Annotated in this window: 16 protein-coding genes; 3 read left to right on the top strand and 13 right to left on the bottom strand. The window is 62.9% G+C overall.

The window, feature by feature from the left end:
* Positions 1 to 25: 25 nt before the first annotated feature.
* Together EEB12_RS05095 and lat are read left to right on the top strand one after the other, a co-directional pair.
* On the top strand, positions 26 to 490 hold the full coding sequence (locus tag EEB12_RS05095) for an Lrp/AsnC family transcriptional regulator (RefSeq protein WP_019747732.1): 465 nt from the start codon (positions 26 to 28) through the stop codon (positions 488 to 490).
* 66 nt (positions 491 to 556) lie between these two features.
* Entirely contained in the window at positions 557 to 1,885 is a 1,329-nt protein-coding gene (gene lat, locus EEB12_RS05090; protein ID WP_141487470.1) for an L-lysine 6-transaminase, read from the top strand.
* On the opposite strand, the gene EEB12_RS05085 is transcribed toward lat, so the two are convergent.
* The 6 genes from EEB12_RS05085 to uraD all read right to left on the bottom strand — a co-directional run bounded on the left by EEB12_RS05085 (position 1,882) and on the right by uraD (position 8,600).
* The gene (locus EEB12_RS05085; protein ID WP_141487469.1) at positions 1,882 to 4,593 is read right to left on the bottom strand and encodes a molybdopterin-dependent oxidoreductase; all 2,712 of its coding nucleotides are present in this window, start codon (positions 4,591 to 4,593) and stop codon (positions 1,882 to 1,884) included. The genes lat and EEB12_RS05085 overlap by 4 nt on opposite strands.
* Positions 4,590 to 5,399, bottom strand: coding sequence for an FAD binding domain-containing protein (locus tag EEB12_RS05080; RefSeq protein ID WP_141487468.1), 810 nt, complete (start codon positions 5,397 to 5,399; stop codon positions 4,590 to 4,592). Before EEB12_RS05080 ends, EEB12_RS05085 begins: the two co-directional genes overlap by 4 nt.
* Positions 5,400 to 5,406: 7 nt before the next feature.
* Positions 5,407 to 6,720, bottom strand: coding sequence for an 8-oxoguanine deaminase (locus EEB12_RS05075; protein ID WP_258537542.1), 1,314 nt, complete (start codon positions 6,718 to 6,720; stop codon positions 5,407 to 5,409).
* Between the two features lie 53 nt (positions 6,721 to 6,773).
* On the bottom strand, positions 6,774 to 7,691 hold the full coding sequence (gene pucL, locus EEB12_RS05070) for a factor-independent urate hydroxylase (RefSeq protein ID WP_024487453.1): 918 nt from the start codon (positions 7,689 to 7,691) through the stop codon (positions 6,774 to 6,776).
* Positions 7,692 to 7,755: 64 nt separating this feature from the next.
* Positions 7,756 to 8,085 carry a hydroxyisourate hydrolase gene (uraH, locus tag EEB12_RS05065; RefSeq protein WP_141487466.1) on the bottom strand — a complete coding sequence of 110 codons (330 nt, stop codon included), beginning with the start codon at positions 8,083 to 8,085 and terminating at the stop codon, positions 7,756 to 7,758.
* The gene (uraD, locus tag EEB12_RS05060; protein ID WP_019747739.1) at positions 8,082 to 8,600 is read right to left on the bottom strand and encodes a 2-oxo-4-hydroxy-4-carboxy-5-ureidoimidazoline decarboxylase; all 519 of its coding nucleotides are present in this window, start codon (positions 8,598 to 8,600) and stop codon (positions 8,082 to 8,084) included. Before uraD ends, uraH begins: the two co-directional genes overlap by 4 nt.
* Positions 8,601 to 8,716: 116 nt before the next feature.
* Here uraD and EEB12_RS05055 point away from each other — a divergent pair, with 116 nt between their 5' ends.
* A complete protein-coding gene (locus tag EEB12_RS05055; RefSeq protein ID WP_047890256.1) occupies positions 8,717 to 9,517 on the top strand; it encodes a tyrosine-protein phosphatase in 801 nt (266 codons plus the stop codon).
* Here the strand turns inward: EEB12_RS05055 and EEB12_RS05050 are convergent, their stop codons facing one another.
* From EEB12_RS05050 to EEB12_RS05020, 7 genes are all read right to left on the bottom strand, one after another.
* Positions 9,518 to 9,880 (bottom strand): VanZ family protein, encoded by a 363-nt coding sequence (locus EEB12_RS05050; protein WP_019747741.1) that lies wholly within the window; start codon positions 9,878 to 9,880, stop codon positions 9,518 to 9,520. It lies immediately after the preceding gene.
* Complete coding sequence (locus tag EEB12_RS05045; RefSeq protein ID WP_003940792.1) at positions 9,877 to 10,227, bottom strand: hypothetical protein; 351 nt, start codon at positions 10,225 to 10,227, stop codon at positions 9,877 to 9,879. Before EEB12_RS05045 ends, EEB12_RS05050 begins: the two co-directional genes overlap by 4 nt.
* Positions 10,227 to 10,652 (bottom strand): DUF1707 domain-containing protein, encoded by a 426-nt coding sequence (locus EEB12_RS05040; protein WP_141487465.1) that lies wholly within the window; start codon positions 10,650 to 10,652, stop codon positions 10,227 to 10,229. Before EEB12_RS05040 ends, EEB12_RS05045 begins: the two co-directional genes overlap by 1 nt.
* A gap of 76 nt (positions 10,653 to 10,728) precedes the next feature.
* On the bottom strand, positions 10,729 to 12,525 hold the full coding sequence (locus tag EEB12_RS05035) for an acetyl/propionyl/methylcrotonyl-CoA carboxylase subunit alpha (RefSeq protein WP_141487464.1): 1,797 nt from the start codon (positions 12,523 to 12,525) through the stop codon (positions 10,729 to 10,731).
* Between the two features lie 138 nt (positions 12,526 to 12,663).
* Positions 12,664 to 14,064 (bottom strand): condensation domain-containing protein, encoded by a 1,401-nt coding sequence (locus tag EEB12_RS05030; RefSeq protein ID WP_046378325.1) that lies wholly within the window; start codon positions 14,062 to 14,064, stop codon positions 12,664 to 12,666.
* A gap of 4 nt (positions 14,065 to 14,068) precedes the next feature.
* Entirely contained in the window at positions 14,069 to 14,485 is a 417-nt protein-coding gene (locus EEB12_RS05025) for a SufE family protein (RefSeq protein ID WP_019747745.1), read from the bottom strand.
* The gene (locus EEB12_RS05020; RefSeq protein ID WP_019747746.1) at positions 14,482 to 15,387 is read right to left on the bottom strand and encodes a sulfurtransferase; all 906 of its coding nucleotides are present in this window, start codon (positions 15,385 to 15,387) and stop codon (positions 14,482 to 14,484) included. The genes EEB12_RS05025 and EEB12_RS05020 overlap by 4 nt, the downstream gene beginning before the upstream one ends.
* Positions 15,388 to 15,481 lie beyond the last annotated feature (94 nt).

The following is a 15,481-nucleotide window of genomic DNA, read 5'->3' as shown; positions in this document are numbered from 1 at the left end:
TGTCCGATTGCGTTAGCCTGCGCAGGTGCGAGAAACAGAAACCAGTGACGCTGCCGGGGTTCCGGTCGACGAAACCGATCGACTTTTGATGCGTGAATTGGTCTTGGACGGCCGTGCCACTCTCGCGAGTCTTGCTGAGAAGGCAGGACTCTCGATCTCTGCAGTCCAGTCGAGAGTGCGTCGATTGGAGTCTCGCAAGGTGATCCGTGGCTACTCGGCGAAGATCGATCCGGAGGCACTCGGTCATAATCTGTCCGCATTTGTCGCCATCACTCCTCTCGATCCTTCGCAGCCCGACGATGCGCCTGCTCGCTTGCGTCATCTACCGGCCGTCGTCTCGTGTCACTCCGTGGCCGGGAGCGAAAGCTACGTCCTCCTGGTCCGGGTGGCGTCACCTCGCGCGTTGGAACGATTGCTGCAGGAGATCCGTACGGCAGCCAACGTCAACACGCGAAGCACCATCATCCTACAAACTTTTTACGACGAATGAGGGGTGTTCCGTAACTTTTACGGCTTCCTGTCGACACTTTCGTAAAATTGACATAATCTTCGCAGTATGAGTACTGCGATGCGAGACTTCGGTGACAGTGCGCTCTTTCCGGTCTACGAGGTGCTGAAGGCCAGCATTCTCGTCGACGGATTCGATCTGATTCTCGATGTGCAAAGGTCGCAGGGTTCGTATCTCCGCGACCTGCGAGACGGCACCGAGTTTCTGGACATGTTCGGTTTCTTCGGCTCTTCCGCCCTGGGGATGAATCACCCGGCGATCGCCGACGACGAGGAATTCCAGCAGGAATTGGCCGTTGTCGCCTCCAACAAGCCGAGTAATTCCGACATCTACACCGAGCCTATGGCGCGCTTCGTTGCGGCTTTCGCTCGGGTCCTGGGCGATTCGGCGCTCCCACACTTGTTCTTCGTGGACGGCGGGGCACTTGCGGTGGAAAATGCGCTCAAGGTTGCCTTCGACTGGAAGAGTCGGTTGAACGAAAGCCGTAGATTGTCAAGCGATCTGGGGACGAAGGTCCTGCATTTGACCGAGGCCTTCCACGGTCGTAGCGGATACACGATGTCGCTCACCAATACCGAACCGGGCAAGGTCGCGAGATTCCCCAAGTTCGACTGGCCCCGGATCGACTCGCCGTATCTCGCAGACGGTCGCGATGTCGAAGCTGCGGAGAGGCAAGCTCTCGAGCAAGCGCGCCGAGCGTTTTCCGACAACCCCGACGATATAGCCTGTTTCATCGCCGAGCCGATCCAAGGCGAAGGCGGTGACCATCACCTCAGGCCGGAATTCCTGCAGGCGATGCAAGAGCTGTGTCGTGAGAATGACGCCCTCTTCATTCTCGACGAGGTGCAAACGGGATGCGGAATCACCGGAACCGCTTGGGCCTATCAGCAATTGGGATTGCATCCGGATGTGGTGGCCTTCGGTAAGAAAACGCAGGTCTGCGGCATCATGGCCGGCCGTCGAGTGGATGAAGTGCACGACAATGTGTTTCACGTCAGTTCCCGGATCAATTCGACGTGGGGTGGCAACCTCACCGACATGGTGCGCGCCCGGCGGATACTCGAAGTCATCGAGCAGGACCGACTGATCGACCGCGCGCGATTCACAGGTGCGCATCTCCTTGCCCGGTTGACCGAAGTCTGCGGGCGCTACGCGGCGGCGACCGAGCCGCGCGGTCGTGGTCTGATGTGCGCGATTACGTTGGTGGACAGTGACCTTCGTGATCGCGTCGTCCAGCGACTGCGAGAAGACGAGCATGTGATGATACTGCCAACCGGGAAGAGAGGAATCAGATTCCGTCCCGCGCTGACGGTGACCACCGGTGAGTTGGACGACGCGGTCGACGCAGTCGAGCGAGTGCTCGAGCGCGAAGTCTAGGCTCTGGCCTGGAGTTCGCTCCACACTCGATCCGGTGTCATCGGTGTGGAGTACATACGCACTCCACACGCGTTGGCTATCGCGTTTGCCAACGCCGGTGCTACCGGATTGAAGGGGGCCTCACTCATCGATTTTGCGCCGAAAGGCCCGAGTTTGTCGTACGTGTCGGCAAACAGTACTTCGGTGATCGGCAAATCTCCGATCTGTGGAACGTGGTAATTGCGTAGCTGAGGATTGATCACTCGGCCTTCTTCGATGACGATTTCCTCCGACAGTGCAGCGCCGAGGGCCTGTCCCACACCGCCTTCCACCTGCCCTCGCAGTTGTGCCGGGTTCATGACGGTGCCGGCATCGGCGGCCTGAACCGACTGCAGGATCTTCACCCGGCCGGTATCCGTGTCGACGGCAACGCGAAAACCGTGAACGTTGAACGAGACCGAGCGCGGTGTTCCGTCGTGGCGACCGTCAGCGGCGAGCGGGCCACCTTCGAGTAGCGTCGCGAAATCGAGGCAACCGTGGGACGTTTCGACCCCGTCCGGCGAAAGATCGTCGATCTGCGCGCCGCGGCCACTCAATCGCACCGCACGGGTCAGTATCCGCTCGCGAAGGCGCTCGCAGGCGATCAGGAGCGCCTTGCCGGCGACCACCGTTCCCGTCGACCCGAATGCTCCGGTGTCGTATCCGCCGGCATCGGTGTCGGATTGAACAATCGTGATGCGATCGACTGTCGTCCGCAATTCGGTGGCCGCGATCTGTTGGTGAATCGTGGTGGTTCCGTTGCCGAACTCAGCGGTGCCGATGTTCACGACGTACCGACCGTCGGCCTCGAGTACGACGGTGGTGTCGGAGAAGTGACCACGCGGCGGGATCGTCGCGATCATGGCAATTGCCATGCCCCGGCCGATCTGCCAACGCGACCCTGCCGGTGCAGCCTCCCCGCGTCCGCTCGACAGTGCACTGTCGACGAGGTCGATGCACTGGTCCAGTCCGTAGCTGCCGAATTCGAGATCACCGTCCTCGACGTGCCAGTCGACAAAATCGTCTCCGGGTACGACGACGTTTCGCCGCCGAAACTCGAAGGGGTCCATGCCGAGACGATCAGCGAGCTGATCCATGGCCGACTCGACGGCGAAGATGATCTGGCCGAGCCCGTAACCACGGAAGGCGCCGGACGGAACGTTGTTCGTGTAGACCGCTTCGGCGTCGACGCGTTTGGTTGCAGCGCGATAGACCGCCATGGATTCGGCGCAACCGTGGAACATGACTCCGATCGAATGGTTCCCGTACGCCCCGGCGTCGGAAAGGACGTCGATGGCCAGTGCAGTGAGAGTTCCGTCGGCATCGGCGCCGGCGCGAACCGAAACTCGCATCGGGTGCCGTGACGGTGCGATGGTGAACTGATCGCTGCGGCTGAACTCGTAAGCAACGGGCCTACCCGTTCGCAGGACGGCGAGTGCGACCAGATCTTCGGTGAGTAGTTCCTGCTTCCCGCCGAAGCCTCCACCGACCCGCTTGGCGAACACCCGGATTCGGCTGCGATCGAGATCGAAGATGTGCGCCAATTCGTCCCGAACCAGAAACGGCACCTGTGTGCTGCTTCTGATGACGAGACGGCCGTCCTCGTCGAGCCACCCCACTGCGCCGTGAGTTTCCAAGGCCACGTGCTGGACTCGCGCAGTTTTCCACGTACCTTCGACGACTGCAGTGGCATCCGCGAGCGCACGGTCCAGATCGCCGACACCATCGTGAAGCGCGGCAACCACGTTGCGAGGGACTTCTGCGATCCGCGAGCTCTCGTCTTTGTCGCCGTGCAGAAGCGGAGCGCCGGGGGAACGCGCCAGATCTGGTTCGAATACCGCGTCGAGTACCTCGTAGTCGACTTCGATCAGCGAGAGTGCACGTTCCGCCTGCGTCGGGGTTTCGGCGATGACCGCGGCGACGCGCTGGCCGCGGAAACGGACGGTCCTGTCGAACACCCGCGTGTCGTCCGGATCGTCGTTGCGGTCCTCGTGCCGGGCGGTCGAGAACAGCACGTCCGGACTGTCCTGAAAGGTGAGGACCGCGGCGACGCCCGGCGCCGCTTCCGCTGCTGCCGTGTCTATCCGGGTTATGTGTGCGTGTGCGTGCGGACTGCCGAGTACTGCGACGTGAAGCAGGCCGATCGGCTTCTCACCCGGGGAGAAGTCCATGGTGTACTGCTCGGTCCCCGTGACGATGCGTGCGGACGCCGGGGCTGCGATGGAACGCCCTTGTGCCCCTCCTATTTTGGCGGTCTCGGTATTGGATGTACCCGCGAGGGCGTCACGAATGGACCGATAACCGGTGCAACGGCACAGGTTACCTTTCATCGAGCACGCGAGATCGGATTTTTGTTCGACCGACAGCGCTGATGCGGTGACTACCATTCCCGCTGTACAGAAACCACATTGGAATCCACCGGCGTCCACGAATGCCTGTTGAATGGGGTGAAGTTTCTCCGGTGTTCCGAGGCCGGCGGCGGTGACGACGTCGCGGCCGCCGAGGCGGTGGGCGGGAAATATGCACGAATGGGTGGGGTGTCCGTCGACCAGAACCGAGCAGGCGCCGCAGTCTCCGGCATCGCACCCCTTCTTGACGGAGTTCGCTCCGTGCTCGCGGAGGAAGGTTCGCAGGCACTGTCCGGGGCGGGGCTGGTCGTCGCGGGGAACTCCGTCCACCGAGTACTTCATTCCAGTTCACCTCGGATTTCTTCGGCGAGAAGGTCAGTCATCGCCTTCCGCCACGGCGCAGTTCCATGGACATCGGTGAAGTAAGCGTCTTCCGGAATCCTGCTGTGCAACGCATCCGCAAGTGCAGCGGCGTCGGGGAGTTCGTCGAATTTCAGAGCGTACGGACGGCGGGTCGCGGCGGTGATCGCCAGTGTGAAACCGTCGGCACCGCATCGTCCGGCAACGGCTACGGCCGATCGCCCGAGTGACGTCTGTGCCAGCTTTCGCATCGCGGTACGTGCGGTCAGTGCATGCACGGGAATCCGGATACTGCGGATGATCTCGCCGGGGCCGAGCACGTTGCGAGAATCGTCGATGACGAAATCGACTACGGGGACTGAGTATTCGGTACCGTCCGGACGCCAGATCGTCAGTTCGGCATCGAGAGCGGTGCACAGAGTCGTCATCGCTCCGGCCGGGAAGGAGAGCGCGATGTTGCCGCCGACGGTCGCGTATCGCAACACCTTCCACGATGCGAGCAGTGCGTCAGCGCAGTGTTGGAACAGCGCTGCGGCGGACCATGTGGTGGGAAGATCGGCGCGGCACAGTTCCTCGATGGTGCAGGTGGCCGCGATTTCGAGACCGAGATCGCCGACCGCGACAGCTTTCCAGTCGAAGCCCGCAAGGTCGACAAGAGTGGTCAGGTGCGGCTGCGGTTCCGAGTACAGCCAGGTGCCGCCGCCGATGAACCCGATACCGGGTGAGGCACAGGGGAGCTCGGCGCGGGTCCGCGGCACCAGAACTTCGTCGACGCTGTGCAGATCCATCGCTGCCTCAAGCCTTTCCGAGTAGGTCGCGGTGTGCGCGTGCGACATCCGAGGCCACGACGTCCTCGTCGACGGTGGTGACTCGTCCGTCGGCAACTACGATTCGCCCGTTGACGAGTAGTAACTTCAGCGGGGGCGTCGAGCCGAGTACGAGCGCCGCCACAGGATCGGTGATGCCGGCATGCGCGACGGTGTCGAGTTTCCACACCGCCAGGTCGGCAAGTTTTCCGACCTCGATCGATCCGATTTCGCCCTCGCGGCCCAGAACTCGTGCGCCGCCGATCGTTCCCAATTCCAAGGCTTTTCGCACCGTCATCGTCTGCGGTCCGCCCTTGGCGCGAGCAAACAGAAGCGCATGACGAGACTCCTCGATCAGACTGCATGCTTCGTTGCTCGCCGCGCCGTCCACACCGAGCCCCACGGTGACCCCGCCCTTCACCAGATCGGCGGCACGGGCGATACCGGCCCCCAGTCGCGCATTGGAGGTCGGACAGTGTGCCGCGGCAGTTCCGGTTCGCGCCATCGTCTCGATACCGGCGTCGTCGAGATGGACTGCGTGGGCGTACCAGACGTCCGGACCCACCCAGCCGACGCGTTCCATGTATTCGACCGGCGTGCAACCGAAAAGCTCTCGGCAGAAGCTTTCCTCGTCCAGGGTCTCGGCGAGATGCGTGTGCATTCGCACGCCGTTTTCGCGGGCCAGCGTCGCGGACTCTCGGAGCAGTGACTCCGTCACCGAGAAGGGTGAGCAGGGAGCTACCGCGATCTGCAGCATCGACCCCGCATTCGGATCGTGCCAGCGGTCGATCACCGACTGCGTGCCGGTCAGGATGTCGTCGAGTCTTTCCACGACGTGATCCGGTGGCAGTCCGCCGGAACTCTGACCGAGGTCCATCGACCCACGACACGGGTGGAATCGAAGGCCAACCTGCGCAGCGGCGGTGATCTCGGCTTCGAAAACGTCGCCGGCGTCACGGGGAACGACGTAGTGGTGGTCGGTGGTGGTCGTACATCCGGTTTTTGCCAACCAGGTGAGTCCGCCGGTGGCCGCCACGTGGACGGCGTCGGCGTCGATACCCGCCCAGACGGGGTACAGCGTGGTCAGCCACTCGAAGAGCGTCGAGTCTGCTGCCAGGCCACGGGTGATCCATTGGTAGAGATGATGATGTGTGTTCACCAGACCGGGCGTGATCAGGCAACCGTTGCCGTCGATCACGTGCGCATTGGGGTACACGGGAGCCTTTCCGGCCCCCACGTCGACAATCTTGTTGCCCGAGATCACGACGTAGCCGACGGGGTGCTCGGAACGCTCGCTGTCCATCGTGACCACATGGGCATTGGCGACGACGAGAGTGGTCCCGAGGGCCGGGTCGGTCACGACAACCAGCCTGAATAGGGTGTCCACGACGGCCCCGCGTCTGGTGCGTCGGATCGGCTGACCGCAGCTTGGATCAACCCGTACGGACGATCGGCGGCGTGGAACACCTCGTTGTCGTTCTCGACTCCGAAGCGGCCGAGTGCATATTCGAAATGATGCTTGTTGGGTGCCGACAGTCGAACCTCGGCAATGATCGGAAACTCTTCGAGAATTGCCTTGCCGATGTGGAAGAGCGTCTGCTGCAAGGCAAGTGAATGCACCTGCGCGAACTGTTTGACGATTTGTGCCTTGATACCCACGTAGACCGATTCCCAGTCGACGTCGGTGGTGACGAATCGCCACTGGGCGACCAACGTCGTCGCCATGACGCGGTCGTCTGTCGGCTCGAGGATCGTGTACGGATCTTCGAGGAAACCCGAGAACTCACTACCGGTCGATTTGAGGATCACCAGGTCCTTCAAACCGCCGATCACCCACGTCCCGGCATCGGCTGTCCCAGTATCGGAGATTGTGATCGACGCCGTCCGAACTTCCTGACCCTTCCGAATCCAGGTGTAGTCGTGCTCGCTGCCGTCGACAATCGCACGCTCCCAAGCGTATTCCTCGATCTCGATCCGCGCGCCACTGACCGGTTCGATGTCGTCGACGAAATGACGGGCGAGTTCGAGTCCGTACGTCTCGATCGAGATCAGACCCTTTTCCTTGGCGTAGGAATAGGCCGTTTGTTTCTGCGTGTCGGTCGGCAGAACCTTCGACTGATCGCCGGTGAGGTACGCGTCGGCGAAATCTCCACGCAGGCAGGTGGAGACGTTGATGTCGTGGATCTCGTGACGAGGAGTGTCGCGGTAGATTCGGACTACCCTGTTCTCAGCTTTGCCGTACTGGTGACCGGTAAGTTCGATGGATCCGCTCAACCGGTCGGTGCTTGTAACACCGGTCGTGATGTTGCCGGTCGTGATGTTTTCGGTAGTCACGTGTTCAGCTCCCGCGATAGGTGGAATAAGCAAAGGGCGACAGCAACAGTGGGACGTGATAGCCCCGCGCCGCGTCGTCCACCCGGAAGGTCACTGTCACTTCCGGGTAGAAGTTCTCTTGTCCGTTGGTCTCGAAATACGTTCCCGTGTCGAAAGTCAGGGTGTAGTGACCGGTGGCCAGACCACCGGGAGCAAGTTCGGGGATGCGGCCGTCGGAGTCGGTCTCGGCACTGGTGATCGTGACGCCGTCTCGATCACGAAGTTCGACGCGAATCCCCGCAGCGGGAATGCCCGTCGTCGCGTCGAGAACGTGCGTGCTCAGGGTCTTGCTCATGCTGCGCCTCCGGCGAGTGAATCGATCAGACGGGCAAGCCTGATTCGATTGATGGCGGCCAATTCGGTTCGAAGCACGGAACGCTCGGTCGCCGGGTCGTTTCGGAGACGGCCTCGAAGGATGTCGAGGAGCTCCGTTCCAGATTTCCCCGACGCGCAGACCAGGTAAACATGGCCGAATGTCTCTTCGTACTCGGCGTTCTTCTGTCGAAGTTCCGCGAGGACGTCTTCTGTCGCGGACGAGACTCCCGACTGTTCACGGGTCGAGGCCGCGCTTTCGCTTCGCTCACCGATTCGTGGGTGGCCGGACAGAGCGTCGTCGATTTCGGACTCGGGAAGCTCGGCCAGCACGGCATCTGCTTTGTCGAAGAGAGCTTCCAGATCGGTGAACGGGCGAGACGAGGCGATTTCCTGTGCCCACACGGCGGAATGGCAACACTCGAGCAGCGCCGCGACTGCCTGGTGGTCACCGAGCGCATCGAAGGCTCCGAGACCACTGGAATTCGTTGTAGGCATGTCCACAGGATTACTTGAGCATGTTACGGATCTGTAGCGCAGCAATTACGGGAGATGATGTGTCTCGATCTTATTTCTCCGGCCGCCCTATTCCGGTGACAGATACATTCTTAGGTATGACCGATACTCCGAAGCTGTCTTCCGTCGTACCGTCCCTGGCGAACCTCCGAGACATCGGTGGCCCCGAATCGAGCTTCGGTGGCACCGTCCGCACCGGGAGTGTGTTTCGTTCCACCGATCTGGCATCGCTCAGTGCGGAGGGCGCACAGACCCTCGCCGATCTGGGCATCGTCACGATCTACGATCTGCGCACCGAGTCCGAACGCGAGACGGCGCCGGATCTGACGCCGGACGGAATCCGAGAACTCGGCCTGGACGTATTGGCGGACAAGCAGTATCGCGCCATTCCGGCTCAGATGCAGCAGATGATCGCCGACCCGGCGTTTGCTGCCGAAGCGTTGGGTAGCGGCCAGGCGCTCGAGTACTTTCAGGGAAGTTACCGCGATTTCGTGACCTTGCCGAGTGCGGTCGCGTCGTACCGGCAACTGTTCGTCGACTTGGCGCAGCCGCCCAGCTCGCCGGCACTCATTCACTGCACCACGGGCAAGGACCGCACGGGCTGGGCCGCAGCCGCGCTACTGCTGTTCCTGGGTGCCTCCGAGGACGCGGTCTTCGCGGACTACCTCGAAACCAACAAGGTTCTGTTGCCGATGTTCGCGCCGCTCCTCGAGCGATTCGAGGCCAAGGGTATCGATCCGACCCTGCTCGAAGGTGTCCTCGGTGTCAGGCGCGAGTACCTGCAGGCGTCGATGGCAGAGCTTGCGCAGGTCCACGGATCGATCGAGGCCTACTTCACCGACGGCCTGAAGATCGACGCGTCGACCCAGGAACAATTGCGGAGCAACCTGCTCAGCTGATCAGGACCTGCTCGGCTCGTCGTCGCGGGCCGTTCGACGCCGCATCACGAGGCTGACGATACCGATCCCGATGGCGATGCCGAGCAGGTCGGCGGTGCCGTCCCAGATCGAACCGGAACGCGAAATGGGCAGCGCTGCTTGAAGAACCTCGGACGTAGCAGCAAAAATCACGAGCCAGACCGCGGTGATCCACGCCGGGATCCGGGCGTGCAACGAGGTGATCGCCAGCACCGCGAACATCAACGTGTGAGTGATCTTGTCGGTGTTCTCCGGGCTCGACGGGACGGTGGAGCCCGGGGAGAAGAGCATGATCAGGGCAATGACCACGGCGATCGCCAGCGGCCAGTATCGGTTGTTCTTCAATTCGTCTGCCCCTCGACGACGACGAGTCCGAGTGCACCTTCGGCGAATCTGGTGACGGCGTCGGCGGCTGTCGTGAGCGCCTCGGTGTGCCCGTCGCGGGCCCAGCCGGTCAGCAGGGCGGTGGAGTCGAGAGGCGTCAGAACGACCTCGGCGAGAAGCTCACCGGTGTTGGGCTGGCACACGGCCCAGGAGTAGACGCTGTTTTCGTGCCACTGAGCGCTCCGCTGACTCACGTAATCGGGGTCGGTGATACCGCCGTCGGCAAGGGCAGGGCGGTCGTCCACACGCTCGTCTGCGCGCAGTGCTCGCAGATACCATCCGCCTGCGTTGATCTCGATCGGCTCCATCAGTCGGAGCCCCGCTCGCGGCGACGCTTGGCTTTGCGTTCCCTGTCGGTACCGAACAGCAGTGCACCGGCGAGGGGAATCGCGAGGAACCACAACCAGGTACCGGTGACGAAGAACAGGATCACCGCGAGAATCGGGATGACGGCCATGACGCGACCGGACCAGTCGGGGTTGAATCGTCGCTCCGCCGGTGCGGCGGGAGGTGTCACCATCGACAGGGGAGCGGTGCCTGGAGCTTGATAGTTGCTCGGTAGATCGGCGAACACCGGAACGAGTTCACTGCGAGTTGTTGCGGCACTGACGATTCCGCTTCTCTCGTCGAACTCCGTGACGGTGAGGCGGCCTGCGGCGAAGTGCTCGCTCAGGAGATCGAGTGCCTGCTCGCGTTCTGCAGTGCCGATGCGAATGTCGGGGACGTCAGCCATCGTTACAGCCTACTCAAACGACTGTGCGCCTTTCCGGTAGTGGGGACTACCGGAAAGGCGCACGGGGCCGGAGGCCTTACTTCAGTTCTGCGAGAACCGTTCCCTGCGTGATTGCTGCACCCGGCTCGACGGACAGTCCGGTGACGACACCGGCCTTGTGCGCGTTGACGGGGTTTTCCATCTTCATGGCTTCGAGAACCGCGATCAGGTCGCCTTCGGCAACTTCCTGGCCTTCGGTCACTGCGACCTTGACGACGGTGCCCTGCATCGGAGCGGTGACGGCGTCACCGGATGCTGCGCCGCCGCCGGCGCCGCCGCGCTTGCGTGCCTTCGGCTTCTTGCGGATGGCACCGGATGCTGCGCCGCCGCCGTTGCCGAGCGAGAACTGGCCCGGGAGGGAAACCTCGACGCGACGTCCACCGACCTCGACGACAATGTTCTGACGCGGCAGAGCCTCGTCCTCGTCGTCGACCGGTGCACCGGAACCGGCGTACGGCTCGATGGTGTTTTCCCAGTCGGTTTCGATCCACTTGGTGTAGATGTCGAACTTCTCGCCGTCACCGACGAATGCCGGGTTCTCGACGATGTGGCGGTGGAACGGGAGGACGGTCGCGAGGCCGTCGATCTCGAACTCGGCCAGAGCGCGCGATGCCCGCTGGAGGGCTTCTTCGCGGGTGGCGCCGGTGACGATGAGCTTGGCGAGCATGGAGTCGAACTGTCCGCCGATGACGTCGCCGGCGACGACACCGGAATCGACGCGGACGCCGGGGCCTGTGGGCTCACGGTAGACGGAGACCGGGCCGGGGGCGGGCATGAAGCCGCGGCCGGCGTCTTCACCGTTGATGCGGAACTCGAAGGAGTGTCCACGCGGGGTGGGATCTTCCTTGATGGAGAGTTCTTCGCCGTTGGCGATGAGGAACTGCTGACGCACCAGGTCGATGCCCGCGGTCTCTTCCGTGACGGGGTGCTCGACCTGCAGGCGGGTGTTGACCTCGAGGAAGGAGATGGTGTCGCCCTGAACCAGGTACTCGACCGTTCCGGCGCCGTAGTAGCCGGCTTCCTTGCAGATGGCCTTGGCGGACGCGTGGATGCGTGCGCGCTGGTCGTCCGTCAGGAACGGAGCCGGAGCCTCTTCGACGAGCTTCTGGAAGCGACGCTGCAGTGAGCAGTCGCGGGTACCGGCGACGACGACGTTGCCGTGCTGGTCGGCGATGACCTGAGCCTCGACGTGGCGGGCCTTGTCCAGGTACTGCTCGACGAAGCACTCGCCGCGACCGAAGGCTGCGATGGCCTCACGGGTGGCCGACTCGAACAGCTCGGGGATTTCCTCGATGGTCTGGGCGACCTTCATGCCGCGTCCACCGCCGCCGAAGGCAGCCTTGATCGCAACCGGTACGCCGTATTCCTTGGCGAATGCGACGACCTCGTCTGCGCCCTTGACGGGGTCCTTGGTGCCGGCAGCCATCGGAGCCTTCGCGCGTTCTGCGATGTGGCGTGCCGTGACCTTGTCGCCGAGGTCGCGGATGGACTGCGGTGACGGACCGATCCAGATGAGGTTCGCGTCGATGACGGCCTGGGCGAAGTCGGCGTTCTCGGAGAGGAAGCCGTAGCCGGGGTGGATGGCGTCGGCGCCGGACTTCTTGGCGGCATCGAGGATCTTGTCGAACACGAGGTAGGACTCGGCGGACGTCTGTCCGCCGAGGGCAAATGCCTCGTCTGCGAGCTTCACGAACTGCGCTTCTGCGTCGGGCTCGGCGTAAACGGCAACGCTGCCGTAGCCGGCATCCTTGGCCGCCCGGATGACCCGTACCGCGATTTCACCGCGGTTCGCGACAAGCACCTTCGTAATGTGCGCGCTGGCATGACTGGGCACTGAGCCTCCTGTGGTTCGCATAGTCTGTCTCCGCGGTGTATTCCTCTGGGATTTCACCATCGGGGGATTGGCATCACTTCGGAGTGTATGCATCGCTTCGGCGCTGGCTGTAACCGGATCGCTAAAGCCCACTCCGGCTTAGGAAACGGTTTCGAAAACTACCGATGAGTAGCTGCCGGAGGTGCCGGTGTCCGGTTCGGCGACGATTTCTTCGACGGTCCGGCGCAGTGTGGCCACGTAGGCGTGAACCGCGGCGTTCGCCGTCTCGTTGCCTGGATACCTGACTGCGAGATTGAGGCCTTGGGGTGTGCGGTTGATCCAGATGTATACGTCGTGCGTGTATGCCTTGCTTCGAAGTGCTCTGGCGTTCCATTCGGGCCACTGTGCGGCCTCGGGTACAAAGCGAACGTCCATGTAGGACACCACGAATCGCGGTCGAATCGGGGTTTCGAGGTGCTCACCGATCCGATCGAACGGGACCGCGGCGGCAGGCTTGACCGAAGCGATCGATTCGGCGGCGCGTGTCGCGAGGTCGCCGAACGAACAGTCCGATCCAACGGCGAACTCGACCGGGCACAGTCCGACGAACCAGCCGAGCGCACCCGCCCACTCCTGAGCGCTGCGGGTGTGAACCGGCGTCACGACCTCGAATTGATCGGATCCCGCGACTTCGCGACCTACGGCCGCAAGTCCGCCGAGTAGTCCGGCGAAATAACCCACGCCGGCTGCTGCACACGTCGAACTGAAGGCCTTGGACTGCTCGGCGTCGAGTAGCCAGGTCGACAGGCCGTTCTGAGAATCGGTTCCGCGTTCACCGATCGGTAGCGGGAACTGGGGTAACCCGTCCGTTCCGAGAGCCTTACGCCAGATCTCCACCGCAGCCTTCTCGGCTTCCATGTCGGCCATCTGCTCGCGTTCGACGGCACCGAAATCGACGTAGCTGCCGACCGGAAACAGATTTGCAGCGCTGCCGGTCGAGGCCTCGCGGTACAGCGCTGCGATCTCGTGAGCGACCAGCACGATCGAGAAACCGTCGATGATCGAGTGGTCCGCCGCGAAGAACACGGTGAACGGACCGTCGCCACCGCGGGGCGTCAACGTCGCGAATACGTACGACGGCCAACTGTGCGGGGACGCGTAATCGTCGAACAGGCGGTGAAGGTGGTCGAAGTTGTCCTGGCTGGACGCGTCGTAGCCGTGGCTGACGACCCCGATGTCGATTCCGCCGATCGGGACGGTGTGCCGGGTGATCTCGCCACTCGAGGGCTCGAGGACGGTATGCGAGCGCAGAACTTCATGACGGTCGATCCAGCGGCCGAGGGCGACTCGGAACGCATCGACGTCGAGCGGGCCGGAAATCTCGAAAGCTGTTCCCAGCCAAGACTTGTCGCCTGCGCCTGCAGCGGAACGGTTGAGATGTGCCTCGTGAATGTAGGAGACGGGCCGCGGATCCGGAACCCAAGGCCCGGTTGCGCACGGCAACCATTCGACGAGTGCGCCGGCCGGAATCGCATAGTCGGCCAGTTCGGTGAACTCCATGTTTTCAGCCCCGCAAGTGCCGCTTGATGCGCGCGAGCATGGCCGACATTCCGCGCAGACGGAGCGGGCTCACAGCTTCTGCGAGACCGAGCGCCGAATAGAAGTCGTCGGGTACACCGAGGATCTCGTCCGCGCTGTGACCGTCGAGCCCCTGCGCGAGGATCGATGCGAAACCGCGCGTCGTGGGAGCCTCGGGGGGCGCGCTGAAGTACAGGCGGACGTTGTCGCGGTCCGAATCGTCGACCGAGAGGAACAGCGGCGACTGACATTCGGGGACCGGTTCCATCGCGCTCTGCTCGAGCTCCGCCGGCAACGGCGGTAGCTCTCGGCTGAACTCGAGAAGAAGGGTGAGCTTGTCCGAGGCGCCGACGGCTGCGAAGTCGTCGACGATCTCGGCCAGAGCCGAAGGAAGAGTGCTCATGACGCCGATACGGAGGAAGGAACTGCGCCGGGCTCTTCGCCCTGGACGATCGGGACGCGCACTGCATTGCCCCACTCTGTCCAGGAACCGTCGTAGTTACGAACGTTCGGGTAGCCGAGAAGATGGGTCAACACGAACCAGGTGTGGCTGGAACGCTCACCGATGCGGCAGTACGCGACGATGTTGTCGTCGGCCGACAGACCGCCGTAGATCTCGCCGAGTTCGGTGCGGGTGCGGAAGCGGCTGTCCGGTGCCGCTGCCTTCGCCCACGGGATGCTGAGAGCGCTGGGAATGTGTCCACCGCGCAACGCACCCTCTTCGGGGTAGTCGGGCATGTGGGTGCGCTCGCCGGTGTACTCCTGCGGAGATCGCACGTCGATGAGCGGCCCGTCGCCCAAGTGTGCGAGTACGTCGTCCTTGAATGCGCGGATGGGAGCGTCGTTGCGCTTGACGACCGGGTAATCCGTTGACGTGATGTCGGGAACGTCGAATGCGGTGTCACGGTTCTCGGCGATCCACGCATCGCGGCCACCGTCGAGAAGACGGACGTCCTCGTGGCCGAAGAGAGTGAAGACCCACAGTGCGTAGGCGGCCCACCAGTTGCTCTTGTCGCCGTAGATGACGACGGTGTCGTCGCGGCTGATGCCCTTGCGGTTCATCAACTCTGCGAACTTCGCACCGTCGATGTAATCGCGGGTGACCGGATCGTTGAGGTCGAGATGCCAGTCGATCTTCACTGCGCCGGGAATGTGGCCGACGTCGTACAACAACACGTCTTCATCGGATTCGACGACCTTGAGGCCCGGCGTACCGAGATTCGCCGAGAGCCATTCCGTCGAGACCAACCGGTCGGGATGCGCGAACTCGGCAAACGCGGTTGAGGGATCGGGGGCAACGGGCACGGGCGTACTCCTGAAGACGAATCGTTCGGTTCGAACACGGACTTGATCGATTCTATGCGCTGCGCGCAAGGGGAGACGCCCGGAAGCAGGTTCT

This window comes from Rhodococcus sp. WS1 (assembly GCF_003797745.1).
Lineage (GTDB): Bacteria > Actinomycetota > Actinomycetes > Mycobacteriales > Mycobacteriaceae > Rhodococcus_F > Rhodococcus_F erythropolis.
Note: the sequence above shows the minus strand (reverse complement) of the source record. Positions and strands in the feature narration are given on the sequence as shown.

Excerpts from the sequence above, each read along its gene's own strand:
- lat (WP_141487470.1), top strand. The coding sequence starts at position 557 with ATGAGTACTGCGATGCGAGACTTCGGTGACAGTGCGCTCTTTCCGGTC.
- EEB12_RS05085 (WP_141487469.1), bottom strand. The coding sequence starts at position 4,593 with ATGAAGTACTCGGTGGACGGAGTTCCCCGCGACGACCAGCCCCGCCCC.
- EEB12_RS05080 (WP_141487468.1), bottom strand. The coding sequence starts at position 5,399 with ATGGATCTGCACAGCGTCGACGAAGTTCTGGTGCCGCGGACCCGCGCC.
- EEB12_RS05075 (WP_258537542.1), bottom strand. The coding sequence starts at position 6,720 with ATGGACAGCGAGCGTTCCGAGCACCCCGTCGGCTACGTCGTGATCTCG.
- uraH (WP_141487466.1), bottom strand. The coding sequence starts at position 8,085 with ATGAGCAAGACCCTGAGCACGCACGTTCTCGACGCGACGACGGGCATT.
- uraD (WP_019747739.1), bottom strand. The coding sequence starts at position 8,600 with ATGCCTACAACGAATTCCAGTGGTCTCGGAGCCTTCGATGCGCTCGGT.
- EEB12_RS05055 (WP_047890256.1), top strand. The coding sequence starts at position 8,717 with ATGACCGATACTCCGAAGCTGTCTTCCGTCGTACCGTCCCTGGCGAAC.
- EEB12_RS05045 (WP_003940792.1), bottom strand. The coding sequence starts at position 10,227 with ATGGAGCCGATCGAGATCAACGCAGGCGGATGGTATCTGCGAGCACTG.
- EEB12_RS05040 (WP_141487465.1), bottom strand. The coding sequence starts at position 10,652 with ATGGCTGACGTCCCCGACATTCGCATCGGCACTGCAGAACGCGAGCAG.
- EEB12_RS05030 (WP_046378325.1), bottom strand. The coding sequence starts at position 14,064 with ATGGAGTTCACCGAACTGGCCGACTATGCGATTCCGGCCGGCGCACTC.
- EEB12_RS05025 (WP_019747745.1), bottom strand. The coding sequence starts at position 14,485 with ATGAGCACTCTTCCTTCGGCTCTGGCCGAGATCGTCGACGACTTCGCA.